General features: G+C 60.9%; 24 protein-coding genes. 6 read left to right on the top strand and 18 right to left on the bottom strand.

The features are described from left to right. Positions 1-83: 83 nt before the first annotated feature. The 3 genes from CI807_RS19535 to CI807_RS19545 all read right to left on the bottom strand — a co-directional run bounded on the left by CI807_RS19535 (position 84) and on the right by CI807_RS19545 (position 4911). The gene (locus CI807_RS19535) at positions 84-590 is read right to left on the bottom strand and encodes a hypothetical protein (protein WP_256578545.1); all 507 of its coding nucleotides are present in this window, start codon (positions 588-590) and stop codon (positions 84-86) included. A 128-nt stretch (positions 591-718) separates the two neighbouring features. After that, positions 719-3802, bottom strand: a complete 3084-nt coding sequence (locus CI807_RS19540; protein WP_095015813.1) for an efflux RND transporter permease subunit — start codon at positions 3800-3802, stop codon at positions 719-721. 2 nt (positions 3803-3804) lie between these two features. Next, complete coding sequence (locus CI807_RS19545) at positions 3805-4911, bottom strand: efflux RND transporter periplasmic adaptor subunit (RefSeq protein WP_095015814.1); 1107 nt, start codon at positions 4909-4911, stop codon at positions 3805-3807. Positions 4912-5013: 102 nt separating this feature from the next. Between CI807_RS19545 and CI807_RS19550 the strand changes: the two genes are divergently transcribed. From CI807_RS19550 to CI807_RS19560, 3 genes are all read left to right on the top strand, one after another. Further along, the gene (locus tag CI807_RS19550; protein ID WP_095015815.1) at positions 5014-6219 is read left to right on the top strand and encodes a multidrug effflux MFS transporter; all 1206 of its coding nucleotides are present in this window, start codon (positions 5014-5016) and stop codon (positions 6217-6219) included. A 76-nt stretch (positions 6220-6295) separates the two neighbouring features. Beyond that, positions 6296-7156: a pirin family protein gene (locus tag CI807_RS19555; RefSeq protein ID WP_095015816.1), complete on the top strand. Its 861-nt coding sequence runs from the start codon at positions 6296-6298 to the stop codon at positions 7154-7156. Between the two features lie 68 nt (positions 7157-7224). Further along, positions 7225-8670, top strand: a complete 1446-nt coding sequence (locus CI807_RS19560; RefSeq protein ID WP_095015817.1) for a mechanosensitive ion channel family protein — start codon at positions 7225-7227, stop codon at positions 8668-8670. A gap of 55 nt (positions 8671-8725) precedes the next feature. Here CI807_RS19560 and CI807_RS19565 read toward each other — a convergent pair whose 3' ends face one another. After that, positions 8726-9424, bottom strand: coding sequence for an SDR family oxidoreductase (locus CI807_RS19565; protein ID WP_095015818.1), 699 nt, complete (start codon positions 9422-9424; stop codon positions 8726-8728). A 106-nt stretch (positions 9425-9530) separates the two neighbouring features. On the opposite strand from CI807_RS19565, the gene CI807_RS19570 reads away from it, so the two are divergent. Next, the gene (locus CI807_RS19570; protein WP_095015819.1) at positions 9531-9965 is read left to right on the top strand and encodes a helix-turn-helix domain-containing protein; all 435 of its coding nucleotides are present in this window, start codon (positions 9531-9533) and stop codon (positions 9963-9965) included. A gap of 69 nt (positions 9966-10034) precedes the next feature. On the opposite strand, the gene CI807_RS19575 is transcribed toward CI807_RS19570, so the two are convergent. After that, the gene (locus CI807_RS19575; protein ID WP_095015820.1) at positions 10035-10877 is read right to left on the bottom strand and encodes an alpha/beta fold hydrolase; all 843 of its coding nucleotides are present in this window, start codon (positions 10875-10877) and stop codon (positions 10035-10037) included. A 331-nt stretch (positions 10878-11208) separates the two neighbouring features. On the opposite strand from CI807_RS19575, the gene CI807_RS19580 reads away from it, so the two are divergent. Further along, positions 11209-11796: a LysE family translocator gene (locus CI807_RS19580; RefSeq protein WP_095015821.1), complete on the top strand. Its 588-nt coding sequence runs from the start codon at positions 11209-11211 to the stop codon at positions 11794-11796. Here the strand turns inward: CI807_RS19580 and CI807_RS19585 are convergent. From CI807_RS19585 to CI807_RS19620, 8 genes are all read right to left on the bottom strand, one after another. Continuing rightward, positions 11738-12631, bottom strand: a complete 894-nt coding sequence (locus CI807_RS19585) for an AraC family transcriptional regulator (RefSeq protein ID WP_095015822.1) — start codon at positions 12629-12631, stop codon at positions 11738-11740. The two genes, CI807_RS19580 and CI807_RS19585, sit on opposite strands and share 59 nt — an antisense overlap. A gap of 63 nt (positions 12632-12694) precedes the next feature. Further along, entirely contained in the window at positions 12695-15157 is a 2463-nt protein-coding gene (locus tag CI807_RS19590) for a TonB-dependent receptor (RefSeq protein WP_095015823.1), read from the bottom strand. A 98-nt stretch (positions 15158-15255) separates the two neighbouring features. Further along, positions 15256-16206 carry a FecR domain-containing protein gene (locus CI807_RS19595; RefSeq protein ID WP_095015824.1) on the bottom strand — a complete coding sequence of 317 codons (951 nt, stop codon included), beginning with the start codon at positions 16204-16206 and terminating at the stop codon, positions 15256-15258. Next, entirely contained in the window at positions 16203-16715 is a 513-nt protein-coding gene (locus CI807_RS19600) for a sigma-70 family RNA polymerase sigma factor (RefSeq protein WP_095015825.1), read from the bottom strand. Before CI807_RS19600 ends, CI807_RS19595 begins: the two co-directional genes overlap by 4 nt. A 281-nt stretch (positions 16716-16996) precedes the next feature. Continuing rightward, positions 16997-17422, bottom strand: a complete 426-nt coding sequence (locus tag CI807_RS19605; protein WP_095015826.1) for a GNAT family N-acetyltransferase — start codon at positions 17420-17422, stop codon at positions 16997-16999. 69 nt (positions 17423-17491) lie between these two features. Beyond that, positions 17492-17755 carry a hypothetical protein gene (locus CI807_RS19610; protein WP_095015827.1) on the bottom strand — a complete coding sequence of 88 codons (264 nt, stop codon included), beginning with the start codon at positions 17753-17755 and terminating at the stop codon, positions 17492-17494. A 305-nt stretch (positions 17756-18060) separates the two neighbouring features. Next, entirely contained in the window at positions 18061-18552 is a 492-nt protein-coding gene (locus CI807_RS19615) for a GNAT family N-acetyltransferase (RefSeq protein WP_095015828.1), read from the bottom strand. A 159-nt stretch (positions 18553-18711) separates the two neighbouring features. Beyond that, entirely contained in the window at positions 18712-20127 is a 1416-nt protein-coding gene (locus CI807_RS19620; protein ID WP_095015829.1) for a cytosine permease, read from the bottom strand. 219 nt (positions 20128-20346) lie between these two features. Between CI807_RS19620 and CI807_RS19625 the strand changes: the two genes are divergently transcribed. Next, entirely contained in the window at positions 20347-21258 is a 912-nt protein-coding gene (locus CI807_RS19625; RefSeq protein WP_033896676.1) for a LysR substrate-binding domain-containing protein, read from the top strand. 43 nt (positions 21259-21301) lie between these two features. On the opposite strand, the gene CI807_RS31330 is transcribed toward CI807_RS19625, so the two are convergent. The 5 genes from CI807_RS31330 to CI807_RS19645 all read right to left on the bottom strand — a co-directional run bounded on the left by CI807_RS31330 (position 21302) and on the right by CI807_RS19645 (position 24640). Continuing rightward, positions 21302-21682 (bottom strand): hypothetical protein, encoded by a 381-nt coding sequence (locus CI807_RS31330; RefSeq protein WP_157742045.1) that lies wholly within the window; start codon positions 21680-21682, stop codon positions 21302-21304. A 177-nt stretch (positions 21683-21859) separates the two neighbouring features. Beyond that, positions 21860-22174, bottom strand: a complete 315-nt coding sequence (locus CI807_RS19630) for a hypothetical protein (RefSeq protein WP_157742047.1) — start codon at positions 22172-22174, stop codon at positions 21860-21862. Positions 22175-22402: 228 nt separating this feature from the next. Then, the gene (gene argE, locus CI807_RS19635) at positions 22403-23545 is read right to left on the bottom strand and encodes an acetylornithine deacetylase (protein WP_095015831.1); all 1143 of its coding nucleotides are present in this window, start codon (positions 23543-23545) and stop codon (positions 22403-22405) included. Then, positions 23542-24219, bottom strand: coding sequence for a DUF1028 domain-containing protein (locus CI807_RS19640; RefSeq protein WP_016976114.1), 678 nt, complete (start codon positions 24217-24219; stop codon positions 23542-23544). The genes argE and CI807_RS19640 overlap by 4 nt, the downstream gene beginning before the upstream one ends. A gap of 10 nt (positions 24220-24229) precedes the next feature. Next, positions 24230-24640, bottom strand: a complete 411-nt coding sequence (locus tag CI807_RS19645) for a RidA family protein (RefSeq protein ID WP_016969085.1) — start codon at positions 24638-24640, stop codon at positions 24230-24232. Positions 24641-24658 lie beyond the last annotated feature (18 nt).

Genomic DNA, 24658 nt, shown 5'->3' on the forward strand with positions numbered 1-24658 from the left:
GCGCAACCGGTTGTCATACGCATCGCTGATCGCGGTCAGCACACCGTTGCGAAAATGGTAGAAGCGCGACCCTTGAGACAGGACTAACTCATCAGGCAACGACCCCAAGTAGATCGCCGCTTCCGCCAAGCGTAGGACGCAAACAACGCGTCCACTTGCTCAGTAGAAACGCCCCCCTGCACCCGCACTTGATAGCGCCCGCCCGCCGCGCAGTGGTGCGAGCCTTTGCCTTGTTCATCCAGCATGACCACCGCGGAACTGCCGTCACCCAGCCCGATCACCTCCACCGGGATGTTGCCAATCGGCACGTCATACACCGACTCGAACAGGCTCTCGATCTTCAGCTCGCCGCCCACCGCGCACGGGGCCACGGTCGAAAAGTCGGCATCCGCAATGCTCACCGCCCGCTGCGAATCCCCCATCCGCAACACCCGATCCATCCCCAGCAGCGACGGCATGTCCAGCGCATGGCTCACCGAATCCAGCGCACGCGAATACCACGCGTCCATTTGCTGGCGATAAATCACCAGGCTCTGATGGAAACCATCCAGCTCAAATTCGATCAGGGCAATGTGGGAGGGGTGGGTCATCGGCGCCGACTCCCTGCAGCTGATGCCCAGAAAGCCGACGCACCCGATAGAAAATTCATCTGCAATCCTTCGCACTGTGTGATCAGGCGAAGGACTTTGCAGAGGTTTTCAGGTGATATCTGTAGAGCTTATCTCGCTGTTACGTGGGAGGTTTCAGCAGTTTTTGTGCGCGTTCGCCGCAGCACCAGACTGCACAGCGCCGGCAGGAACAACAGCGTCAACAGCGTGCCCACCAACACTCCGCCGATCAGCACGTAAGCCAGGGACGACCAGAACACCGACAGTGTCAGCGGAATAAACGCCAGCGCCGCCGCCAGCGCAGTCAGGATCACCGGCCGTGCCCGACGGACTGTGGCTTCGACGATAGCCTCTCGAATCGCCATGCCGTGCTCCTGGTTCTGGCGAATCTGGTCAGTAAAGATCAACGTGTTGCGCATCAGGATTCCGCCAATCCCGATCAAGCCCAGGATCGCATTGAAGCCGAACGGCTGGTTGAACAGCAGCAAGGTCGGCACCGCGCCGATCAACCCCAGCGGCGCCGTGGCGAAGACCATGAACATCACGCCGAACGAACGTACCTGGAACATGATCACCGTAAGCGTCAGCAGGATCATGATCGGGAACAGCGCGGCCAGGGCGACGTTGGCCTTGGCGCTTTCTTCCACCGGGCCGCCGATGTCGATCTGGTAACCGGCGGGCAGCTTGGCGATCAGTGGTTGCAGGTCTTTGTACACGGCCATTTCCACGTCGGGCGGTTGCACGCCGTCGATGATGTCGGCGCGCACTTCCACGGTGGTCGCGCGGTTGCGGCGCTTGAGGGTCGGTTCTTCCATCACCGCCTGGAAATGCCCGACCTGGGCCAATGGCACTGAGGTGCCGGCGCTGTTGGTCAGGGTCATGTTGTTGAGGTTGCCGAGGTCTTCACGCTGGCTGCCCTGGGCACGGGCGACGACGGAGACGGTGCGGTTGCCTTCACGCACTTCGGTGATCGGGTTGCCGCTGAGCAAGGCATTGAGCTGGGACTTGACCTCGTTGGGTGTGAAACCCAGCAGGCGCAGCCGGTCTTGATCCAGCACCAGGCGATAACCGCTGGTGCGCTCGCCCCAATCAAGGAAGGCGTCCTTGGTCAGCTTGTTGGCGGCGACCACTTTGCGCACGTCTTCGGAGACCCCGCGCAGTACGTCCACGTCAGGGCCGGACACACGGAACACCACGGGGAACGGCACGGGCGGACCGAACAGCAACTGCGTCACGCGCACCCGCGCCGCAGGAAACTCACCGGCGGCAATGCGTTCACGCATGCGCAGTTTCAACGCGTCGCGAGCGTGGGAGTCCGGGGTCTGCACGATCAGCTTGGCAAACGCCGGGTCCGGCAGTTCGGGGTTCAGCGACAGGAAGAAGCGCGGTGCGCCGCCGCCCACATAGGTGTCGACCAGGGTGGTTTGCGGCTCTTGCAGCAAGGCTTTTTCCAACTGCGCGGCCACCGCTTCGGTGCTTTTGAAGGCGCTGCCGGGCGGCATGTACACCTCAAGAATCAGCTCGGAACGGTCGGAATTGGGGAAAAACTGCTTCTTCACCACGCCCATGCCCAGCACGCACAGCACAAACGCCGCCACCACCAGGCCGGTGACCAGCCAGCGCCCACGCACGCAGGCTTCGACCAATGCCCGCAGTTTCTGGTAATAACGCCCGGCGTAGATTGCATCATGGCCGCCAGGCACTGGCTTGATCTGCGGCAGCAGTTTCACGCCCAGGTACGGCGTGAACACCACGGCCACCAGCCAGGACGCGATCAGCGCAAAGCCGACGATCCAGAAGATGTTGCCGGCATATTCCCCGGCACCGGAGCGAGCAAACCCCACCGGCAGAAAGCCGATGATGGTAACCAGCGTGCCGGTCAGCATCGGCGCCGCCGTGGAACTCCAGGCAAAGGTGGCGGCGTGAATCCGGTCGAAACCTTCCTCAAGCTTCACCACCATCATTTCAATGGCGATGATCGCGTCATCCACCAGCAAACCCAGGGAAATGATCAGCGCGCCAAGGGTGATGCGGTCGAATTCACGCCCGGTCAGCAGCATGATCACAAACACCACCGACAAGGTCAGCGGCACCGCTGCTGCCACCACCAGGCCCACACGGAAACCCAGGGCCAACAGGCTGATCACCATCACCACGGCGAGGGCGACGAAGAATTTCAGCATGAACTCGTTCACGGCCAGGCTGATGTTTTTCGCCTGGTCGGAGACCTTGGCGAAGTTCACGCCCAGCGGCAGGTCAGCCTGGATCCTGGCTTCCTGGGCCTTGAGGCTCTTGTCCAGTTCGAGGCCGTTCCAGTGTTTCTCCATGATCACGCCCAGCATCAATGCCGGATCGCCTTGATGGCGGATACGGTAGCTGGGCGGGTCTTCATAGCCACGGCTGACGGTGGCTACATCAGCGATGCGCAACACGCGGCCATTGACTTCCAGCGGCACGTTTTCGATCAGCGACAGGCTGTCGAACGCACCGTCGATACGGATATAGGCGCGGGCCCCGGCGGTCTCGACGAAGCCCGATGGCGCCACGGCGTTTTGTGCGGCCAATGCAGCAAAAATCTGATCCGGCTTGATGCCCAGGGTTGCCAGGCGCTCGTAGGAAAACTCCACAAACACCCGCTGCGCCTGTTCGCCAAGGATATTGACCTTCTTCACCCCCGGCAGGTTGAGCAAACCCTGGCGCAGGCCTTCGGCCATCTGCACCTGTTGCCGATGGGGCAGGTGTTCGGCTTCCAGGGCGTACAGCGCGAAATACACATCGGAGTATTCATCGTTGAAGAACGGTCCGATCACGCCCTTGGGCAGCTTCGCGGCTTCATCGCTGAGCTTTTTACGGGTCTGGTAGAACAGGTCCTGGATTTCGCTGGGGCGCGTGGACTCCTTGTAGGTCATGCGCATCGACACGAAACCGGGTTGGGCGATGGTCTCGACACGGTCGTAGTAGTCCAATTCCTGCAGGCGTTTTTCCAGGCGGTCGGCCACCTGTTCCTGCATCTCCTGGGCAGTGGCGCCGGGCCAGGCGGCGGTGATGGTCATCACTTTGACGGTGAAGGAGGGGTCTTCCGCGCGTCCCAGTTTGCCGAAAGAGAAGATCCCGGCGGCGAGGATCGCGATGATCAGGAACAGGGTGACCGCGCGATGCTTGACCGCCAGTTCGGAAAGGTTGATACCGCGCATGCTCAGTTGTCCTGTTTGCGGTTGAGGGCCAGTACTTGCGCGGGCAGCAGGCGCACGCTGTCACCGCTGTGCAGCAGATGTGCGCCGAGGGCAACGATGACCTGGCCCGGGGCAACGCCACTGTTGAGCAGCGCGTCTTCCTGGCCGAGGCTGGCGACGCTCACCGGAGCAAAGCTGACTTTGTCATCTGCGCCGATCAGCCACACGCCGGTGCCTTGTCCTGCGTCCTGCAGTGCGCCGATGGGCACGCGGGTTTGCTGGGCCTGGCCGTTGCCTTGCAGGCGTACGGTGATGGTGGAGCCGAGGGCGAAACGGTCGACGGCACCGTGCAGCACGTAGCGGGCGCGGTAGGTGCGGGTGGTCGGGTCGGCGCTGGCAGAGAGTTCGCGCAACGTGGCGGTCACCGCTTGGTCCGGCGCGCCGAAGGGGAAGGCCAGGGCTCTCTGTGAGGCCTGTTCACGCTGGTTTTCCGGCAGGTTGACGATGGCTTCGCGGGCACCGTCATGGGCCAGGCGCGCAACGATCTGCCCTTCGGCGACCACCTGGCCGCGATCCACGCGCACGTCGGTGATGATGCCGTCGCCATCGGCCTTGAGCACGGAGTAGGTGCGCCGGTTTTCGATCTGGCTGGCGTCGGATTGCGCTGAGGCCAGTTCGGCTTCGGCCACACGCAGGTTGGTCGCGGACTGGTCGAAGATCTGCCGCGACACGGCGCCGGTGTTGGCCAGGCGCTGGTAGCGGTTTTCGTCGTCACGCCGCTGGCGCAGTTGTGCCTGGGCGGCGTTGACGCGGTTTTTCGCCGAGCGCAGGGCCAGTTCGAAGTCGCCGATGTCCAGCACCAGCAGGGTATCGCCACGGGATACGTGCTGGCCAGGGTCGACCTTGCGTTCGATGACCTTGCCGCTGACCCGGAAACCCAGGTCGCTTTCGGTACGGGCCGCGACCACGCCGGTATAGGCGCTTTGCTGAGTGCCGGCGGCTTCGACTTTGGCCGCGAGGACCGGGCGCGGTTGAGGGACTTCGGCGGCGGTGTCGGCTTTGCTGTTGCAACCATTGAGGACGATCAGCAGGGCCAGGGGCGTGAGAAGACGCAGGGGAAGAGGGTGCATGGCGGGCTCCGGGGGTAACCATTGGGCAAAAAATTATGGACATAATTTTTTATGCATATTATGGTCGAAATATAAATTAATCCAGCCCCCCGGATGCACCTCATGACAAACGTCCCGGTCCCCTCGCGAAGCCTGCTGTTTTTACTGGTGGCCCTGACGGCACTGGGTGAGGTTTCGACCCAATTGATCATCCCTGGCCTTGGCGCCATCGAGCAGGCATTGGCAGCGCCAGCCGGTTCGGCCCTGATGGCGCTGTCGGCCTTTGTGGCTGCTTTCGGCCTTGGGCAATTGCTGTTCGGCCCGCTGTCGGACCGTATCGGCCGGCGTCCGGTGCTGATCGGCGGCTTGGTGCTGTACGTGCTGGCGACCTTGTCGATGCTGCTGGTCCACGACATCCACCAGTTCATCGCCGCCCGCGTGCTGCAAGGCCTGGGCGCCTGCGCCGCGTTGGTACTGGCGCGCACGGTGGTGCGGGACGTGTGGAAGGCCGAGGCGGGGCCTGCACTGGCCTTGACCATGATCGGCATGCTCTATGCCATTGTGGTGGCACCGATGGTCGGTGGCCTGTTGATCAAACTCTTCGGCTGGCACGCGCCGATCGTCCTGGCGCTGGTGATTGGCAGCGTGGTGTTGCTGCTGGCGCTGCTGTTCTTTCGCGAGAGCAATCACTTCCTGGATCCCAAGGCCGGTCATTGGCGCACCCTCGGCGGGCAGTACCTGGATCTGCTCAAGGGCCGCCAATACCGCGCCTTCGCCGTGGCCTTGGCGTGCACCTATGGCGCGATGTTTGCGGTGATTGCCGGTTCTTCGGCGGTGTTCATCAATCTGCTGGGCTTCAGCGCTCTTGAGTACGGGATCAATTTCGGCCTGATCGTGTCGATGCTCATCGTCGGCTCCACCTATACCCGACGCAACATCATGCGCCTGGGTCCCCAGAGGATTGTGGCGATGGGCGTGACGATGGTGGCCATCGGCGGCGTGTCAGCGCTGGTTATTTATGCGCTGTTTGGCCTGTCGGTACTCGGCCTGGATATTCCGATCGCGCTGGTCACCCTGGGCGGCGGCCTGGTGCTGCCAGGGTCGGTGACGGGTGGCGTCATGCCCAACGCACACCGCGCCGGTCTGGCTGCAGGCTTGATGGGGTTTGCGCAGATGTTCGGCGCCACCTGCAGCGGTGTCTTGTTGAGCCAACTGCGCGATGGCAGTGCCGCGCCGATGATCATCATCCAGGCGTGTTTTGCGCTGGCGGCCTTTGTAGCGTTTCATCTGCTGCGTCAGCGCCAGGTCAAGGGATTGTCCTATACGTAGGACGATCCAGGCCGCTTTTGCCGGCTAGTGCCCAACGGTCAGCAGCCTTATGGTGTATGCACTTTGGAGGTACACCATGAAAAAGCTTATCGGCATCTACACTAGCCCTCGCGGCCATTGGGTCGGCGACGGTTTCCCGGTGCGCACGCTGTTTTCCTACGACACCATGGGCAAGCACATCAGCCCATTCCTGCTGCTGGACCACGCCGGTCCAGCGGATTTCACGCCGACCGAACAACGTCGCGGCGTTGGTCAACACCCTCATCGCGGCTTTGAGACCGTGACCATCGTCTACGATGGCGAAGTCGAACACCGCGATTCCACCGGCGCCGGTGGCACCATCGGCCCCGGCGACGTGCAATGGATGACGGCCGCCAAAGGCATTCTCCACGAGGAGTTCCATTCCGAAGCGTTTGCCCGTCGCGGCGGGGCGTTGGAGATGGTGCAACTGTGGGTCAACCTGCCGGCCAAGGACAAAATGGCCGACGCCGGTTACCAGACGATTGTCGATGGCGACATTCCGGTACTGCCGTTGGCCGACGGTGCCGGGCAACTGCGCCTGATCGCCGGTGAGTTCGCTGGCACCCAAGGCCCGGCCCACACCTTTACACCCATCGACGTGTGGGACTTGCGCCTCAACGCGAGCAAACCCGTCACACTGGGTCTGCACGAAGGGCGTAACACCGCCCTGGTGATCCTGCGCGGCACGGTCTTGGTCAATGGCGAGGAAGTCGCGCGCCAAGGGCAATTGGCGCTGTTTGAGCGTGATGGTCGCCAACTGATGCTGGAGGCCAATGACGACGCCAAGGTGTTGCTGCTCAGTGGCGAACCCATCGACGAACCCATCGTCGGGCATGGGCCGTTCGTGATGAATACCGAGCAGGAGATTCATCAGGCGTTTGCGGACTTTCAATCCGGTCGTTTCGGGCAGATGTAAGCACACCCGCTATACCCTGCAGCGGCATTTCATGCGATCTTCACGGCATTCGCCCTGGAGTCGCCTGGATGCCCTCATTTATCGCTGATCACCCGATGTTGTGCGCCCTGGCGCTGATCTTTATCGACATCGCCGTGTGGCGCCTTATTTCCGTCAACCTCGCCAACTGGAAGCTCGCGGCGCGGTTGGCGATCTTTGCCGTGTACAGCGCCGTGCTGTTCAACGACGGCATGAACCCCATGCAAATGGCACCCTATGCGGACAACACCGCATTGCACCTGGCGGCCACTGCCTTGCAGATCGGCTGGTGGCTGTTCGCGGCGCGTACGCTGACGGTGTTGCTCGGTGCAGTGATGATGCAGCGGGTCGGGCACACCGGGCGCCTGTTGCAGGACCTGGTCGGCGCCGTGATCTTCCTGATCGCGATCATTGCCGCCATGGCCTATGTGCTCGACCTGCCGGTCAAGGGCGTGCTCGCCACTTCCGGCGCGGTGGCGATCATTGTCGGCCTGGCGCTGCAAAGCACGTTGAGCGATGTGTTCTCCGGGATCGTGCTCAACACCACCAAGCCGTATCAGATCGATGACTGGATCTCCATCGACGGCACCGAAGGCCGGGTGACCGACATTGACTGGCGCGCTACGCGCCTGCAAACCTCACAGGGCAGCCTGGCGGTGATCCCCAACTCCCTGGCGGCCAAGGCCAAGATCATCAACTTCTCGCGCCCGGCGGACATGTTCGGCCTCTCGGTTAGCCTACAAGTCAGCCCCCATGCGCGCCCGCAAACCGTGATCGAGGCGCTGGAGCGGGCGATGCAGGGGTGTCGGCCGCTGCTGGGCAAGCCGGCGCCGAGTGTGGCGTTCAAGACCTCGGCCAGTGGTGGCGTCGAGTATGAAATCAGCGGTTTTGTACCGGCCATGGCCCTTAAGCGTGAAGTGCGCAACCAGCTTTACGATTTGGCCTTCCGTCACCTGCAAGCGGCGGGCGTCGGCTTGCTGTCGGCCACTGAAAGCAGCGCACCGCCGGCAATGTCTGCGGCGCGCGCGTTGCTGGAGCGTTCGTCGATTTTTTCCACCCTGCGTCAGGAAGAAAAAGACACCTTCAGCCAGAACATGACTCTGCACACCTACCGTGCCGGCGAGATGATCCTGCCGGCCGGGGAGGTCAGCGACCATTTGTTTATCGTCGAATCCGGGGTGGTCTCGGTGATGTTGACCAAGGGCGGACACAAGTTCGAAGCCGGGCGCATGGGGCCGGGGGAGGTGATTGGCGAGGCGGGTATTCTGTCAGACCAGGCGGCGCTGGCGGATTTCTCGGCCAAGACCTTCTGCACCCTTTACCGCATCGAAAAGGAATACTTGAAGCCTTGCCTGGATGCGCGGCACGACATCAGCGAGGCCATGAAAACCTTGCTGGATTTCCGCCTGCACGCCGCGCAGGCCTTGACTCAGGAAGCCCCGGTGGTGCCCGTCAAGAAGGGCTTCCTGCAATGGTTGCGCAATCGGGGGTTGTAGCCGATCAAGGCGTCATCATCCGCGCCCGCCGGAGCGGGCGCGCATTTTTCGTTGATCAACGGTTGAGGTACACCGGGCTGTCCGTGGACAACGAGGCTTTTACCGCATGGGTCATCTCGGTGATCAACACTTCCTCACGGTCTTCGCCAAGGGCCTGCAGGGTCAGGGCGACCACCTCTTGGGGCGTGCTCTTCGGTGCCTGTACATCGGCCACCATGTCGGTGTCGATATAGGCGGGGTGCACGCCGATCACCAGGGTGTTCTGCTCACGCAGTTCGCCACGCAAACCATTGGTGAGGCCCCATTGGGCGGATTTGGACGTGCTGTAGCCACCGGCACCCGGAGGGCTGAGCCAGCTTAATACCGACAGCACATTGATCAGCGCACCGCCGCCCTGTTTGGCCAGGATCGGCGCAAAGGCCCGGCTGACACGCAGGGTGCCGAAGGTGTTCACCTCAAAATGTTGCTGCAGGTTTTCGATGCTGTCTTCAGCCAGCAACGAGCCGTACTTGAGGAACCCCGCATTGTTGATCACCACGTCCACGTCGCCGCACTCTGCGGCAGCGCGCTGCACGCTGGCCTGGTCGGTAATGTCCAGGGTAACCGGTGTGCTGCCGGGGATGTTCACACTGCTTGGGTCCCGCGCGCCGGCGTAGACCTTGGCCGCCCCCCCTTCCAGCAAGGCGGTGACGAAAGCTTTGCCGAGGCCACGATTGGCACCGGTCACTAATACCACTTTTCCACGAATATCCATGATCAGCTCCAGGCAAAACAATAGGTTTAATTATGAAACCGTTTTTATCTTGTGCCTGTTAGTCCTATAATGCAACCTTATTTTACGAGCGCCTGGAGGGCTGACGATGAAACGCAAATGCCTGGAAGGCGATGGCTGCCCGGTGGCGCGCGCGCTGGACGTGGTGGGTGACTGGTGGACGCTGTTGATCATCCGCGATGCGTTCGCCGGGATGACGCGCTTCGGCGACTTCCAGAAGCACCTGGGCGTGGCGAAAAACATCCTCGCCACGCGGTTGAAGGACATGGTCGAGCAAGGCCTGTTGAAAACCAGTGAAGTCGGCGCACGCAGTGAATACCAACTCACAGACAAGGGCCGTGCGCTGATGCCGGTGTTGGTGACGCTGGCGCAGTGGGGCCAAGCCTACACCGAGCCTGAGGATGTGGGGGCTCAAGTGCTGGATGCGCGCACGCTCAAGCCGCTGCGCAAGGTCGAGATCGTCGCTGAGGACGGACGCGTGTTGGGCATCGGCGATATCGTCACCCAAATGCCCGTGGCTTGAAATGGCTCAGGCGTCCACCAAGCACTGGAACTGTGGGCGCGCGTGAGGCGCGCCCACGGGGTACAGCGTCTATTTGCTGTCGAGGAAGCCCAGTACTGCCGCATTGAACAACGCCGGGTCCTGCAGGAACGCAAAGTGGCTAGTGTTCGGCAGGATCAACAGGCCAGCACCTGGAATGGTCGCTGCCATGTACTCGGTGTGTTCGCGCTTGATCGCTTCGTCATGGTCGCCGTCGGCAATCAGGATCGGCGTCTTGATGCTCTGCAGTTGCGCGTCGGTCCAGTTCGGCTGGCTGGCCCACATATGGCTGATCTGCTCGACAAACGCGTCATACTCTTTCGGCGTCGGCGACAGCTTGGCGTACTCCTTGCCAGCGCGCTCGATAAAGGCGGCGAAGGTCGGATTTTTTTCCACGGCGTCCTTCACACCCGAGGTCTGGGTGTTGGCGGCGAAGGCGAATACTTTACCGATACGGTCCGGGTGACGCAGGGCCAGGTCGATGCCGATGATGGCGCCGTCGCTCCAGCCGACGATATCGGCGCGGGGGATCTTCAGGTGGTCGAGCACGGCCACCACATCGTCGGCCATCAGGTCATAACCGTAGGGTTTTTCATCCCGCGAACTGCGCCCGTGGCCACGGCTGTCGATACTGATCACCGTGTGCTTGGCTGCCAGCGCCTTGACCTGGTTGCCCCAGTAATCGGAGTTGGACAAACCGCCATGCAGCAGCACCACGGGTGAGCCATGCCCGGTGCGGGTGTAGTAGACCTTGATGCCGTTGACGGCAGCGTAGCCGGTTTTCGCGCCCGCCACGGCGGCGGGAGTCGGCGGCAGGGTTTCCCAGCGTTCAGCGGCTTGCGCAGCGGAAAAAGACAGCATCAGGCAGGCAGCTGCCAACAGGCGACGTGACATAGCGGTTCCTTCTTTGCGATGAGTAGGGGCTGAACTCTAGCACCGGCTCCTGCACGGGAAATACGCATTTTTGCCTATCAAAACCGGCAGTTTGAAAGAAAAAAATGCAGTTATATCAATGGAATAAAAGCGTCTAAACGACCTTGCGGGTGATCAGGCCATTGGCACAATCGATCAGGGTCTCGCTGCCGGGCGTGGTTGCCAGCCCAATAGCCGGTGGGCTTTTTCCGGTGAGTCGCTAATCCGACGAGGGTCATTTTGTTCAATACCCCGAGCAACGCGCCGTTTACCGTGGCCTCACCATCACGGTTTCGAATAAAAGGGAATTGCAATGAGCTTGATCATTTCCATGGCCGCCTTCGCTTTGGCCACCTCCATCACGCCGGGACCGGTGAATGTGGTGGCGCTGAGTTCGGGGGCGCGCTTCGGTTTTGTCGCCAGCCAGAAGCATGTGTTCGGTGCTGCCGTCGGCTTCACGCTGTTGCTGGTGTTGATTGGGCTGGGCTTGCATGAGGTGTTGGTACGCTGGCCGATTTTGACCCAGTTGATCCAGTGGGGCGGGGTGGCCTTCCTGCTGTACATGGCCTGGAAACTGGCTGCGGACGATGGCCGGCTGGACGCCGAGGGCGCCGCAACGGCGCCGTCGATGCTCTATGGCGCGATCATGCAATGGCTCAACCCCAAGGCGTGGCTGGCCTGCGTGGCGGGGATGGGCTTGTTTGTGGCGGATGGCGATGCCGCACAGGTCTGGCTGTTTGCGGCGCTCTATCTGGTGATCTGCTACCTGTCGGTGGCGTGCTGGGCCTACGCCGGCACCTTCCTGCGCCGCTACCTCGGCAACCCTCAGGGCGTTCGTGTGTTCAACCGCTCAATGGCCGCGTTGCTGGTGGCCAGTGTGGGTTATTTATTGATGGCTTGAGTCGGTCGCGGTACTGTCCCGGCGTGGCAGCGAAATGCTGCTTGAAGGTGCGCTGGAAGTGCGCCTGGTCGGCAAAGCCTGCGGCCAGCGCGACGTCGGCGATCAGTTCACCCTGGCGCAATTGCGCGCGGGCAAACTGGATACGCTGGTTGACCAGGAATGCATGGGGCGTCAGGCCGTAATACTGCTTGAACGCACGGATCAGGTAGGACGGTGAAAGCTCGGCTGCCACACAGATATCTTCCAGTTTGAGGGCGTCGGTGCAGTGTTCGCGGATGTAGTCGGCGGCGCGTTCCAGCTTGTGGTTGACCTCACGCAACGGCGTGTCGGAGGGGTTGAGGCGCTGTTGAACTTCAGTGAAGTAACTCACCAGCGCGCTCTGTTTTTGCAGGTACTCGGCCTGTTCATCCGCCAGTATCCCGTACAACTCCAACAGGCCGTCGTAGAGCACGGTGTCCCGGGTGTAGGGCGTGCTGAATGGGCGGTAACCCTGGTCCGTGCCGAACCCCAACTGGTGCTGCAAGTCCGTCAGCCAAGGCGTGTCGACGTACAGCATCTGGTAGGACCACGGCTCATTGGCGATGGGGTTGCAGGCGTGTACGTCGCCAGGGTTCATCAACACCACCGTGCCGGCGCTGATCTCAAACGTGTCGGCGCCGTAGTGGTAATAGCTGCGTCCAGTGGTGACCACGCCGATGGAGAAATGCTCATGCGCGTGACGGCTGTAAGTCACCTTGCGCCCATCGGCGATGGTGCGCGCTTCGATGAAGGGCAGGCGCTCGTCGCGCCAGAAGCGCGGCGAGCGTGAGGGGTGAGCGAGGCTGTTCGGCGACATGGCGGCGGGTCCCTCCCTTGGGCGAGTGAAGCGATCATTGCACAGACCTCCACCGTCGTCATCTCAGAAGTCCCACTTGGTCGCCAGTTGCAGGCTGCGGGGTTCGCCGTAGAAACCGGTGCCGAAGTTGCCCAGGCCGGTGTAGTACTTTTTATCGAACAGGTTCTTCACATTCAGCGTGGTGCTCAAGTGCTCGTTGAAGCGGTAGCGCGCCATCAAGTCAACCAGGTAGTAGCTGTCTTGGGTGATGCGCGAGTTGTGGCCGAAGTTGACCGTATCGTTTGGATCGGGCTGGAATACATTGCCAAAGAACTCGCTTTGCCAGTTCACACCGCCGCCCACGGTGACGTTCTCCAGCGCGCCGGGCAGGCGGTAGGTGCTGAACAGGCGCACCACTTGCTGTGGCGTGGTGGTCTGTAGCACCGAGCTGTACACGTAGCCGTTGTTGGCATCGCGGGTGTGCTGGTAGGTGTAGCCCGCGGAGAGGTTCCAACCGTCCAGCACCTCACCCGACAGTTCCGCCTCGAAACCTTTGGTAGTCGCACCGGCAATCGGGCGATACACCGAGTCGGTCTCGAAGCCTGAGACGTACTCGGCCACATTGTCCTGCTCGATGCGGAACGCCGCAAAGCTGGCGTTCAGGCGGCCCTCGTAGAACGCGGCCTTGATCCCCGCCTCGTAGGTGTCGCCTTCGATGGGGTCAAGCAGCTTGCGGTCGGCGTCCTTGCTGTTTTGCGGACGGTAGATCTGGGTGTAACTGGTGTACACCGACCAGGTGTCGTTGAGGTCGTAGACGACTCCGGCATAGGGCGTGACCACGCCGCTCTGGTGATAAGTGGTGCGGTTGTCGGCTTTGCTCGGGTCGTAGAAATCGGTGTTGTCGGTGCCGCTGAAGTTGCTGACGCGGGTGCCGAGGATCACCGACAGGTCATCCGTGGGTTTCAGGCGTGTGGCCAGGTAGGCGCCGGTCTGGCGCTGCACGATATCGTTCTGGCCGCTGCGCGGTATGTCGGGTTTGGCGTATTCGCCGTGCCAGTCGAAGATGCTGCCGCCCACGGGCGGGTACACCGAACCGTACACCGGCACATCCTGTTTGGAGCGAGTGGCCATGAAGCCCATGATCAACTCGTGTTCTCGGCCGAATAGGTTGAACGGCCCGCTAAGGTTCACGTCCAGGGTGTTCTGCACCTGGTCGCCCTTGTACTTGCCCATGAACATGTACATGTTCTCGCCGCTGACCGGGTCTGGGTTGCCGCCGCTGGCGGAGGCGAGCAGGGTGTCGTGCTGGCTGCGCTTGCGGTCGAGGCTGACTTTGAGCGACCAGTCATTCGCCAGCTTCTGTTGCACCGAGGCGAAGATAGTCTGGTTGTTGAAGTCGCGACGGCTCCAGTCGGCGGCCGGGTTGAATGAGCGCGAGAAGTTCGTGCGCGAGCCGTCGCTGAAGTACATCGGGAAACCGGTCCAACTGGCGCCGCGGGAGCGGGTGTCCTGCTGGTCGATACCGAAGGTCAGCAGTGTGTCGGGCGTGAGGTCGGCTTCGAGGATGCCGTAGGCGATGTCCTTGGTGTGCTGGTAGTGGTCCAGGTACGACTGGCGATCCTGGTACACACCGACGAAACGGCCGCGCACGTTACCGGACTCGGTCAGCGGGCCGGAAATGTCGCCTTCGGTGCGGTAATTGTCCCAGGAACCGAAGGTCTGGGTCACTGAGGCTTTGAACGCTGCCGTGGGCTTTTTGCGAATCAGGTTGACCGTGGCCGAAGGATCGCCGGAGCCGCTCAGCAGGCCGGCAGAGCCCTTGATGATTTCCAGGTGGTCGTACACCGCCATGTCGGTGCTGGTGGTGCCATAGTCATACACGCCGTCGTAGGTGGAGTTGACGCCGTCGTACTGGAAATTGGTGATCGGCAGGCCACGGCTGGAGAACTCCCAGCGCTCGCTGTCGTAGTTTTGCACGCTGACGCCGGGGGCGCGGCGCAGGGTATCGGCGATGCTGTTGCTGGCCTGGTCGTCCATCTGCTGACGGGTGATCACCGTCACCGATTGCGGGGTTTCACGCATCGACAGCGGCAGGCCAGTGGCCGAGGCCATGGAGCCGGTGGTGTAGGAATGGGTTTCTTCGGTGGTGGCGCCTAGGTCTTGGCCGGAAATCGTGGTAGCGCCCAGCTCCAGCGCGCCGGTGTTGGCGGGGATCAACTCCAGCACGTAGCCGTTGTTGCCCTGAGGTAGGGCCTGCAAACCGCTGCCCTGCAACAGGCGCTGCAAGCCGGCCGCCGGGGTGTAGGTGCCGTTCAGGCCGGGGCTGGTCTTGCCCGCGGCGAGGCTGTTGTGGCCGGCGATGAAAATGCCTGACTGCTCGGCGAAGCTGTTCAACACACTGACCAGGGAGCCGGCGGCGATGCGGTATGGGCGGGCGGCTTCCTGGGTCGAGGGCGAGTCGGCGGCGTGTACCATCGGTGCGCCGAGGCAGAACAGCGAAGTGGCCAGCGCCAATGGGCGCAGCGCGAAGCGAGCAGGTTGCGACATGGATGTTTCCCTTTGGATCAAATCGATCGGCGAATTCAAAGCGTCTGCAGGGTTAACCGAACGAGTGTTGAAAAAGGGAACTGGCGGTTGAAGATTTTTTATTGCGGCCCGACCGATACCCACCACGGCAACGGCCGGTCGACCCGAATCGGGAGCGCCGCCTGCAACAGGTGCAGGGCATGATCGCTGTCTTTGAGCGGGAACGAACCCATCACCGGCAAATGCGCCACCGCAGGGTCGCACCCCAGATGGCCTGGGCGATAACGGTTGAGTTCGGCGATCAACTGCCCAAGCGGCATGTTGTCCGCCAACAGCACACCACGGCTCCACGCTTCCCGCGCAGGGGAGGCCGTTGTGATGGGCTTGAAGCTGTCGCGGGTGAAGGATGCTTGCTGGCCCGCTTCGATGATGCGCACCTGCCGGTCTTGGGTGGTGACCTGCACGCGGCCTTCGAAGACATTGAGCTGGGTGTGATCTTCGCCTTGCAGCACACTGAAACGGGTACCCAGCGCCTGCATACGCCCGTATTCAGTGTCGACCAGGAACGGACGACTGGCGTCCTTGGCCGTGTCGATCAATACCTCGCCAAAGCGCAGATGCAGCAACCGTTGCCTCGTATCAAATCGCACATCCAGCGCGCTCAATGCGTTCAGCCACACATGGCTACCATCGGCCAGCAGCGCATCGCGTGTCTCGCCGCTGGTGGTTGCATAATCCGCGCTCCAGCCACCCACCAGCCGCGGCAGGGCGGTGTTGCGCCAGCTTCCCCAGGCCAGCGCCGAGCCGCCGCACAGCACCAACAGGGTCTTGAGCGTCTGACGCCGCGAACTGCGCAAGGCCCGGCTGGCACTCTGGGCTTGTTCCTGCAGCGGGGCAAAACGCTGACTGACCCGCTGCACATACTGCCAGGCCGCCAGGTGTTCGGGGTTTTGCGCGACCCAAGCTTGCCAGCGCAGTTGCTCCAGCGTGCTGCCCTGATCCTGCAGGCGCACATACCAGTGTGCCGCCTGCTCCAGGCTGGCGTGACTGAGCTTGCCGGAGGGGGTCATAGCACCAGCATTCCGTCGAGTTCGGCTTCCAGGATCGCGCAATGCAACAGGGCCTGGGCCATGTACTTCTTGACCATGCGCTCGCCCACGCCAAGCTGCTCGGCGATCTGCTTGTAAGGCAGGCCATGCAGTTGGGCGAGCAGGAAGGCTTCGCTGACTTTTTTCGGCAGGCGCGCGAGCATGGCGTCTACCTCCACCAGCGTCTCGACGATGATCGCCCGCTGTTCCGGCGACGGTTGCAGCGCTTGCGGTTGTTCGGCCAGGGTTTGCAGCCACGCGCGTTCGAGCTGGCGCCGGCGCCAATGGTCGATGCACAACCCGCGGGCGATGGTGGCCAGGTAGGAGCGCTGGCGTACGGGGTCGGTTTCGGCCGGTGGGCGGCTGAGAATCCGGACAAACGTGTCGTGGGCCAGGTCGGCGGCATCGCAGCGGTCGTTCAGGCGTCGGCGCAGCAGGCCGAGCAGCCAGCTGTGGTGGGTGCCGTAGAGGTGGGTGAAAGAGGTCGACACACTGCCCGTCCAGCTCAAAAGCGTGTAAATAAGAATTGGTCGCGATTAAAGCAAAGCATGGGGCTGCACGCAAATGATATTGGTTTGCTATCGGGCTAGAGAAAAGGGTCAAAAACCGCTCCGCCAAACGAACGAAGCTTCACTGTAGGAGCGAGCTTGCTCGCGAAGAACGTGAATGATGACGCAGTGCTGTCAGGCTGCCCGTGTCGCCTATTGGTTTTTCGTGAGCAAGCTCACTCCTGGAAACCAATCCGCACCGCTATCGCTGTTGTAAGCGGCTCTCACAGCGGTTTAGACAGAAACACCCGGCTGCTGCCCTCTGGTTCGCAGGGCACTTCACCGAATTTCACCCAACCGTACTTCTCGTAGAACCCTGGCGCTTGGAAGCTTAGGGTATACAGCACCGCATTGCGGCAACCCCGTCGTCGGGCTTCGTCTTCGAAGATTTGCAGCAATTGGCGGCCCACCCCCGAGCCACGCAGGTGTTCAGGCAGGTGGAAGAGGTCGAGAAAGGCCATGCCCAGCGTGGTTTTACCAGTGATGCCGCCGAGGATCTGATCCGTTTCGGGGTCTTTGATCAGCACCATCAGCGGCCTGCGATCGTTGTAGCCGGTGATGCTTTCGTTAAATGCCGCCAGCCCGTTGCCGAGGATGCGCTCGGCTTCGGGGTTGGGTTGGTCGCTTATTTCAATTGAAGGTGCAGTCATCGTTGCATCTCACCAGTTGCTTGTTGAACGGCCCGGGCAAGTGCGCACTGCCTCGGGCCTCCAATGGTCTTACGCCCGCTGCCAGCCTCCCTCGTCATCGGCCTTGATCTCGAAATCTATAGGCTCGCGGTAAGGATCACCAAGGGGCGCATAGTGTCCGTTGCCGGCTGACTGCGTCGGTTGCCAGCTTTGGGTCTTGTGATCGAAGTATTCGGCATCATCTCCCGCTGACTGATCAAGGGGGTTATGCCTGGGTTTGTCGCTATCGATCCCGCCGATTTCGAATGCCTGATACTTCGAAGCGAAAGGGTTAAATCCACCGATTGAAGACATGCGTACACCTCTGTGATGAAGATAAAAATACCCTGATGGGCGCATCGCAGGCTATCGAGCACCGGGAAGGCATTCAATGAGGTGTTTTCACGGGGATGTAACGGGCTGAAACCAGCCTCGGGTCCGTTCACGAAGTCGGTTGTGAGACTGTAGGCCATGTCTTGTTTATCGTGTGTGGACTCAAGTCTGGCGTCAGAGATTGGAGCCGCGCCCCAGCTTTTTTGCGGATTGAAATACATTGATCTCTGGAGCTGTCGCCACGCCTTAGATGTCTCGACACACAACCGGAACCCACCTTCGGTGCTCTAGAGCGCCATCACCATCTCATGCCACGCCATTGCGCCATGGTCGGAAGGGGAGGGTTTGGTGTAGTGGTAGCCCATGCGCTCGTACAACGGCACATGCTGCTCCTTACACATCAAATGAATCGTCTGCTTGCCCATGTCGCGCATGCGCTGCACAAACTCGGTCATCAACAGTTTGGAATAGCCCTTGCCCTGCTGCGCCGGGTCGACCACCACCGACATGATCACCACATTCGGCGCTTCGGCCGAATGGCCCACCAACTCCTTGAACGCCTCGTCCGACATCACCACGTCATAGGCGCAACCGCAGTTGATGAAACCCACGGTTTGGCCCTCGGCCTCCAGGATCAAAAAACCTTGCGGGTACTGCGCAATGCGCGTGGCGATCTTTTCCAGTGTCGCGGCTTCGTCGCCTTCGTAGGCGGTAATCTCGATTTCAAAGCACCGGGCAGCATCGGCGGGGAGGGCATTGCGGAAGGTGAGGGCGGGCATGGGCGTTTCCTGAGGCACTAAGCGAAAGCTTCTATCATAGAGAAACATCACGTGCCTGGCACTGAAACGCTATCGCCGGTAGGAGCCAAAGCACACTCATTGCAACCAGAAAACCCGCCAAAGCGGGTTTCCTTCACAGCTCAATCCAAAACAGCCGGATTAAATCCCCCCCACCAATTTTCCTCCCTCCATCCGGCGCTTATACGCACTGTCCCGGCTCGCCAACCAGAAATACAACGGCGACGTCACCACCAACCCCACCACCCAGGACAAGTCCGCCCCATTGATGTGCTCCGAAATCGGCCCCACATACAGCGGCGTGTTCATAAATGGAATCTGCACCACAATGCCGACCGCATACGCCAACAGCGCCTGCGGGTTGTACCGCCCGTAAATCCCGCCATCCACGCGGAAGATCGAGGCAATGTCGTACTTGCCCTTATGGATCGCGTAGAAGTCGATCAGGTTGATCGCCGTCCACGGCACCAGTACCACCAGTAGCACCAGCACCATATCGACGAAGTGGCCGATGAAGTCCTTGGAAGCAAACACCGCGGCGATCGCACAGGCCGCCAGCACCAGGATCGAGATCACCGCGCGGCTTCTGGCCGTTGGAATCCAGCGGTAGGCAAAGGTCTGCACCAGGGTGATGATCGACAGTACGGCACCGTACAGGTTAAGGGCGTTGTGACTGATCACGCTGAGCAGGAACAGCACCAGCATCAACGGCCCGATGGCGCCGGTGGCGAGTTTGACCGCGTCCATGGTGTCCATGCCCACTGGCGTCGCCAGCACGGCGACGGCGCCGAAGATGAACGACAGGCTGGAGCCCAGGGCCGAGCCGAGGTAGGTGGTCCAGAAGGTGGACGCAACCGGCACGTCAGCCGGCAGGTAGCGTGAGTAGTCGGAGACGTAGGGAGCGAATGCGATTTGCCACAACGCTGCTAGAGACACGGTCGCCAGCACACCTGCGATGTTGAAGCTGCCACGTGTCAGAAAATCCGTGGTCTGCACATGGGTGAAAATGTAGCCGAAGCCCAGCACGATACCGGCGCCGAGCACCCAGGTGCCGATGCGGTTGAGCACGTGGATGAAACGGTAGCCAATGATGCCAATGATCCCGGAGCCGATGGCGCCGATCACGATGCCCACCGGCACCGGTACTGCGTCGACCACGCCGTGCAGGGATTTACCCGCGAGCACGATGTTGGAAGCGAAGAAACCGATGTACATCACGCCGGCGATCACCACCACCAGCAGGGCGCCGAGTGAGCCGAACTGGGCGCGGCTCTGGATCATTTGCGGGATGCCCATTTGCGGGCCCTGGGCTGAATGCAGCGCCATCAGCACGCCGCCGACCAGGTGGCCGACGAGGATGGCGACGATGCCCCAGAGGAGGTTGAGGTGGAACAGTTGCACACCCAGCGCACCCGTGACGATCGGCAGCGGCGCAATGTTGCCGCCGAACCACAGGGTGAACAGGTCTCTTACCTTTCCATGGCGATCTTCCGGAGGCACGTATCCAATCGTGTGTTTTTCGATAAGCGGGGCGGAGGATGTTGCAGTGGTGACCATGACGAACTCCAAGGCAAGGTGAGTACGTTGACGTACTTCGCTGTGCGCCACGTGCGCGGCGCTTTGTTGTTGGAGTGATGATCTGCAATGGACGCAGGGAGGTAAATTAGTAAGTTTGTTGCTATAGACCTTAAAAAATATAGCTCGCAGCCTTGCTGCGCTCCGGTATGTTGCCTACACCTGTTGTGCGGGCGAAGTCCCACGTTTTTGGAGGTCCCGATGGCTGCGTATAATCTGCGCCAACTCAGATATTTCGTCACCACGGCCGAATGCGGCAGCGTCGCCGAGGCCTCGCGCAAGCTGTATATCGCGCAACCGTCGGTGTCTACGGCGATCAAGCAGTTGGAAGACAGCTTTGGCGTGCAACTGTTTATCCGCCATCACGCCCAGGGTGTGTCACTGACCCCCAGCGGCGCACGCTTCTATCGCAAGGCCCTGGAGCTGCTGCGCGTAGCCCATGAGTTCGAGCAGAACGCCCTGGCGGACAATGACGTGGTGGCGGGGCAGATCGATATCGGCTGCTTCGAAACGGTTGCGCCGCTGTACCTGCCGCGCCTGATCGCCGGCTTCAAGGCGCGCTGGCCAGGGGTGGAGATCCGCATACGTGATGGCGAGCAGCAGGAGCTGGTGCAGGCGCTGACGGCGGGCAGTATCGACGTGGCGATGCTGTTCGAACATGACTTGGGCGCGACCATCGAGACCACGCCATTGATGCCGCCACAGCAGCCTTATGCGCTGTTGCCGGCGGATCATCGTTTCGCGCAGCAGGCCAAGGTCTCACTGGCGGACCTGGTGCTGGAACCGATGATCCTGCTGGATGTGCTGCCGAGCCGCACCTACTTTGTGAGCATCTTTGAAGAGCGTGGACTGACGCCGAATATCGTGTTCAGCTCGCCGTCGATCGAGATGGTGCGGGGGATGGTCGGGCGAGGGTTCGGGTTTTCGATTCTGGTGACAAAACCGTTCACCGAGTACACCTACGATGGGCAGAAAGTAGTGTGCGTGCCGTTGGCAGAAACGGTGACCGGCTCAGGCTTGTCAGCCGTCTGGCTTCGCCGCGCACCGCTGACCAAGCCGGTGCAGCTCTTCGTCGACTACTGTCGTGAAGAGCTCGCCCGATTGCTCGGCTGACATGATCGCTCTCATGCAGAACATGGGAACGATCAATAAATGATCAATTTTCGGGGCCGTAGTTTCTGATACCTTCTACGCGCAGCCAATCATCAAACAACTGGGTCGTCTTGTTCACGCTTTCCCGATATGTTGGACTATAAGTACCGTCGGCTTTGTCTGGGTTGAAGTTGAAGCTGAAAGTTTCAGATGTCATCGGCCCATCCCCATAATCCTGGTTGCTTGATGTCGGTTCATGAATCGACACTTGGGTATCATTGCGCCTAGCGGCTTCCGTCAGCAGTTCAATCACCCTAGGGAAGTCTTCTTTCCTTACGGTGATGCGATTGTGTTCATTCAAAGGTTTGTCAGGCGCCCACTTTTCAGGCGTTGCCTGAGGTGGCACAGGGTTTAGGAAAAATGAAGAGGGTTGAATGTTTTGCATAGTGAACTCTTATGGGGTGCTTTAATTATAATGGTCGGACCGCTACTGAAATATGGATCAAATCCGTCCTGAGGATGCGTTGCTTTGCGACACGTGGGGTCAATCAACCTTTATTCTGCGGGGGCGTAATTCCTGATACCGGCCTCATCAAGCTTCTCTTGGAACTCTCGATGGAAATCACTGATTCTCATCTGTAAGGCGGGTGAAAGTGCCGTCAGGGTTGTTGGGTTTGAAGCTAAAATGAAGTGTGTCGTACATACCAACCCCACCACCAAAATAATCCAGATGAAAGATGTCAGATTCTTGTTTGACACCGATGTTTTTTGACCTGGCGAGTTCATTGAAGATCTTTGTCGCGCTGAAGTAGTCATGTGCCTGTATCGTATAACGTATCTCGGTGTTGTGCGGCATATTGTCATGAGTGCGCAAGTACAACGCCTGAGGTGCTCCCTGGAGTGCCGAGGGGCTGGAAGATGAATGGATACTTTGCATAGTCTTTACCTACGAGATGATTAAGGCTGCGCCGTTGAATCGGTCGCTTCAATGTGTGGGAGGCTCAGCACACTCAGTTCCGGGATATTGTTCTACGAGTTAATCGAAATATTTCTTACCGTTAACGGCGAAGTTTCCACACTCAGGGTAATAGCGACTGCAGTACCGCTTCCGGCCACGCTGTAGCGGGGGAACAATCCGGTGCGAAGGCGCGGAGGGAGATGTGCACTACACCATCGTCGCCAGCATCCGCTTGAGCATTTGGTCGCAATCGCTCAATTGCTTCACACTCACAAACTCATCCGGCTTATGCCCCTGGTCCATGCTCCCGGGTCCGCAGACCACTGTGGGAATGCCCACTGCATCAAACAACCCACCCTCAGTACCAAACGCCACCGTGCCGAATTCCCGCGAGCCTGAAAACGCCGCGATCAACTCCGCCGCCTGGCTGCGCTCATCGGTGACCAGCCCTGGGTAGGCCGACAACTCGGTAAACCGTATTGCACTTTGCGCACTCACTGCCTGCATGCGCGGCAACACCTGCTGCTCGGCGTAGGCCTTCAGTTCATCCGCCACCTCGGCCGGGTCCTGCGACGGCAACGCACGCACCTCAAAATCAAACCGACAATCCGCCGGAACGATATTCAGCGCCTTGCCACCGCTGATCACGCCGGTTTGCACCGTGCTGAACGGCGGATCAAACCGCGCATCCTGGGTGTCCCGCAGGCGCTGCCCAATCCGCCCCAACTCGCCAATCAACTCGGCAGCATGCTCAATCGCATTCACCCCATACGGCGCATAGGCCGAATGACACGCCTCGCCATGCACATCGCAGCGCATCGCCAGTTTGCCCTTGTGGCCGAGCACCGGCTTGAGTTCGGTCGGCTCCCCGATAATGCATAGCATCGGTTTCACCGGACGTTGCTCCAGTACCGCGAGCAACGAACGCACGCCCAGGCAACCGACTTCCTCGTCGTAGGACAAGGCGATATGCACCGGTATCCGCAAGGGTGCCTCGACCATCGCCGGCACCATTGCCAACACACAGGCGATATAGCCCTTCATGTCGGCGGTGCCACGGCCAAACAGCTTGCCGTCGCGTTCGGTCAGTTCAAACGGCGGTACGGTCCAGGGCTGGCCGTCCACCGGCACCACATCGGTGTGCCCCGACAGCACGATCCCCGGCAACTCAACCGGGCCCACGCTGGCAAACAAATTGGCCTTGCTGCGATCTTCGTTGTAGACCAACTCGCTGGATACCCCGAAACCGGCCAGGTAATCGCGTACAAACTCGATCAGTTGCAGGTTGGACTCACGGCTGGTGGTATCGAACCCCACCAACGTCTGCAGCAGTTCGCGGCTGGTGTTCATCGGTCGTCTCCGGCCACGCCGTAGCCAGGTGAACGGTCCGGGGCGAGGGCGCGGTCGATGTAGTCCTGCACTTGCGGGCGATAGGCGTCCCAGAGCTTTTGCAATTCAAGGATCGGTTGTTCGTCAGCCCAATCCACGCGCAGGTTGATGATCGGCCAGGTCAGTTCGCCCACCACCACCAGCGCGGCGGAATGCACCGGACCGGCTTCGCCGCCGGCGGCAATGGCGGCGTGCATCGCCGCCAGCAGGCGATCGGCCAACTGGCCTTCGCCTTGCTCAAAGGCGGTGACCATCGCTTCGATCACTGCACGGTCAGCGAGCATATTGCCCGCCGCCACGCACTGTTCGCCCGACACGGCATTGTGTGTACCGAGGGTTTCGCTGCCGCTGAAATGCACGCTGCGGCCCAGGTGATCAATCGCCGTCAGTTGTCGGTACTGGCTGTAGCCGTTGCGCGTCAGGGCCTTGTCGATCGCGTCGGCAGGGGCGAGGCCTTGTTCCAACAAATCCAGCACGTCCGGGCCCAGGGCCGGGAGAGTGATGTTCTGGGTCGACACCGCGCCCACACCAGGCCGCAACCATGGGCAGCGAGCCCCCACGGCAATGCTCGATGAACTGATGGCGATGCCCAGTTGACCGGTTTCGGCGCAACGGCCGACGATTGAAAAAGTCATGTGCGGCTCCTTACTCGGGAATAACGGCGATCACGTCGATTTCCATCAACCACTGCGGCTGGCCAAGCGCCGATACCACCAGCCCGGTGGAAATCGGGAACACGCCCTTGAGCCATTTGCCGACTTCCTGGTACACCGGCTCGCGGTAGCGCGGGTCGATCAGGTAGGTAGTGGTCTTGACGATGTGCGACAGGTCGCTGCCGGCTTCTTCCAGCAGTTGCTTGACGTTTTTCATGGCTTGCTCGGCCTGGGCGCGCGGGTCGCCAAGGCCGATCAGGTTACCTTCGAAATCCGTGCCTACCTGGCCGCGCACGTACACGGTATTGCCGGCACGCACGGCCTGGCACAGGTCGTTGTCCAGGCTCTGGTTAGGGTAGGTTTCCTTGGTGTTGAACATGCGGATGCGAGTGTGAGTAGGCATCAGAAAAACTCCGGCAAT

Source organism: Pseudomonas sp. NS1(2017) (assembly GCF_002269425.1).
Taxonomy (GTDB): domain Bacteria; phylum Pseudomonadota; class Gammaproteobacteria; order Pseudomonadales; family Pseudomonadaceae; genus Aquipseudomonas; species Aquipseudomonas reactans.

Bases quoted from the DNA above. Each gene is read 5' to 3' on its own strand.
- CI807_RS19535 (WP_256578545.1), bottom strand. From the start codon at position 590: ATGACCCACCCCTCCCACATTGCCCTGATCGAATTTGAGCTGGATGGT.
- CI807_RS19540 (WP_095015813.1), bottom strand. From the start codon at position 3,802: ATGCGCGGTATCAACCTTTCCGAACTGGCGGTCAAGCATCGCGCGGTC.
- CI807_RS19545 (WP_095015814.1), bottom strand. From the start codon at position 4,911: ATGCACCCTCTTCCCCTGCGTCTTCTCACGCCCCTGGCCCTGCTGATC.
- CI807_RS19550 (WP_095015815.1), top strand. From the start codon at position 5,014: ATGACAAACGTCCCGGTCCCCTCGCGAAGCCTGCTGTTTTTACTGGTG.
- CI807_RS19555 (WP_095015816.1), top strand. From the start codon at position 6,296: ATGAAAAAGCTTATCGGCATCTACACTAGCCCTCGCGGCCATTGGGTC.
- CI807_RS19560 (WP_095015817.1), top strand. From the start codon at position 7,225: ATGCCCTCATTTATCGCTGATCACCCGATGTTGTGCGCCCTGGCGCTG.
- CI807_RS19565 (WP_095015818.1), bottom strand. From the start codon at position 9,424: ATGGATATTCGTGGAAAAGTGGTATTAGTGACCGGTGCCAATCGTGGC.
- CI807_RS19570 (WP_095015819.1), top strand. From the start codon at position 9,531: ATGAAACGCAAATGCCTGGAAGGCGATGGCTGCCCGGTGGCGCGCGCG.
- CI807_RS19575 (WP_095015820.1), bottom strand. From the start codon at position 10,877: ATGTCACGTCGCCTGTTGGCAGCTGCCTGCCTGATGCTGTCTTTTTCC.
- CI807_RS19580 (WP_095015821.1), top strand. From the start codon at position 11,209: ATGAGCTTGATCATTTCCATGGCCGCCTTCGCTTTGGCCACCTCCATC.
- CI807_RS19585 (WP_095015822.1), bottom strand. From the start codon at position 12,631: ATGTCGCCGAACAGCCTCGCTCACCCCTCACGCTCGCCGCGCTTCTGG.
- CI807_RS19590 (WP_095015823.1), bottom strand. From the start codon at position 15,157: ATGTCGCAACCTGCTCGCTTCGCGCTGCGCCCATTGGCGCTGGCCACT.
- CI807_RS19595 (WP_095015824.1), bottom strand. From the start codon at position 16,206: ATGACCCCCTCCGGCAAGCTCAGTCACGCCAGCCTGGAGCAGGCGGCA.
- CI807_RS19605 (WP_095015826.1), bottom strand. From the start codon at position 17,422: ATGACTGCACCTTCAATTGAAATAAGCGACCAACCCAACCCCGAAGCC.
- CI807_RS19610 (WP_095015827.1), bottom strand. From the start codon at position 17,755: ATGTCTTCAATCGGTGGATTTAACCCTTTCGCTTCGAAGTATCAGGCA.
- CI807_RS19615 (WP_095015828.1), bottom strand. From the start codon at position 18,552: ATGCCCGCCCTCACCTTCCGCAATGCCCTCCCCGCCGATGCTGCCCGG.
- CI807_RS19620 (WP_095015829.1), bottom strand. From the start codon at position 20,127: ATGGTCACCACTGCAACATCCTCCGCCCCGCTTATCGAAAAACACACG.
- CI807_RS19625 (WP_033896676.1), top strand. From the start codon at position 20,347: ATGGCTGCGTATAATCTGCGCCAACTCAGATATTTCGTCACCACGGCC.
- CI807_RS31330 (WP_157742045.1), bottom strand. From the start codon at position 21,682: ATGCAAAACATTCAACCCTCTTCATTTTTCCTAAACCCTGTGCCACCT.
- CI807_RS19630 (WP_157742047.1), bottom strand. From the start codon at position 22,174: ATGCAAAGTATCCATTCATCTTCCAGCCCCTCGGCACTCCAGGGAGCA.
- argE (WP_095015831.1), bottom strand. From the start codon at position 23,545: ATGAACACCAGCCGCGAACTGCTGCAGACGTTGGTGGGGTTCGATACC.
- CI807_RS19640 (WP_016976114.1), bottom strand. From the start codon at position 24,219: ATGACTTTTTCAATCGTCGGCCGTTGCGCCGAAACCGGTCAACTGGGC.
- CI807_RS19645 (WP_016969085.1), bottom strand. From the start codon at position 24,640: ATGCCTACTCACACTCGCATCCGCATGTTCAACACCAAGGAAACCTAC.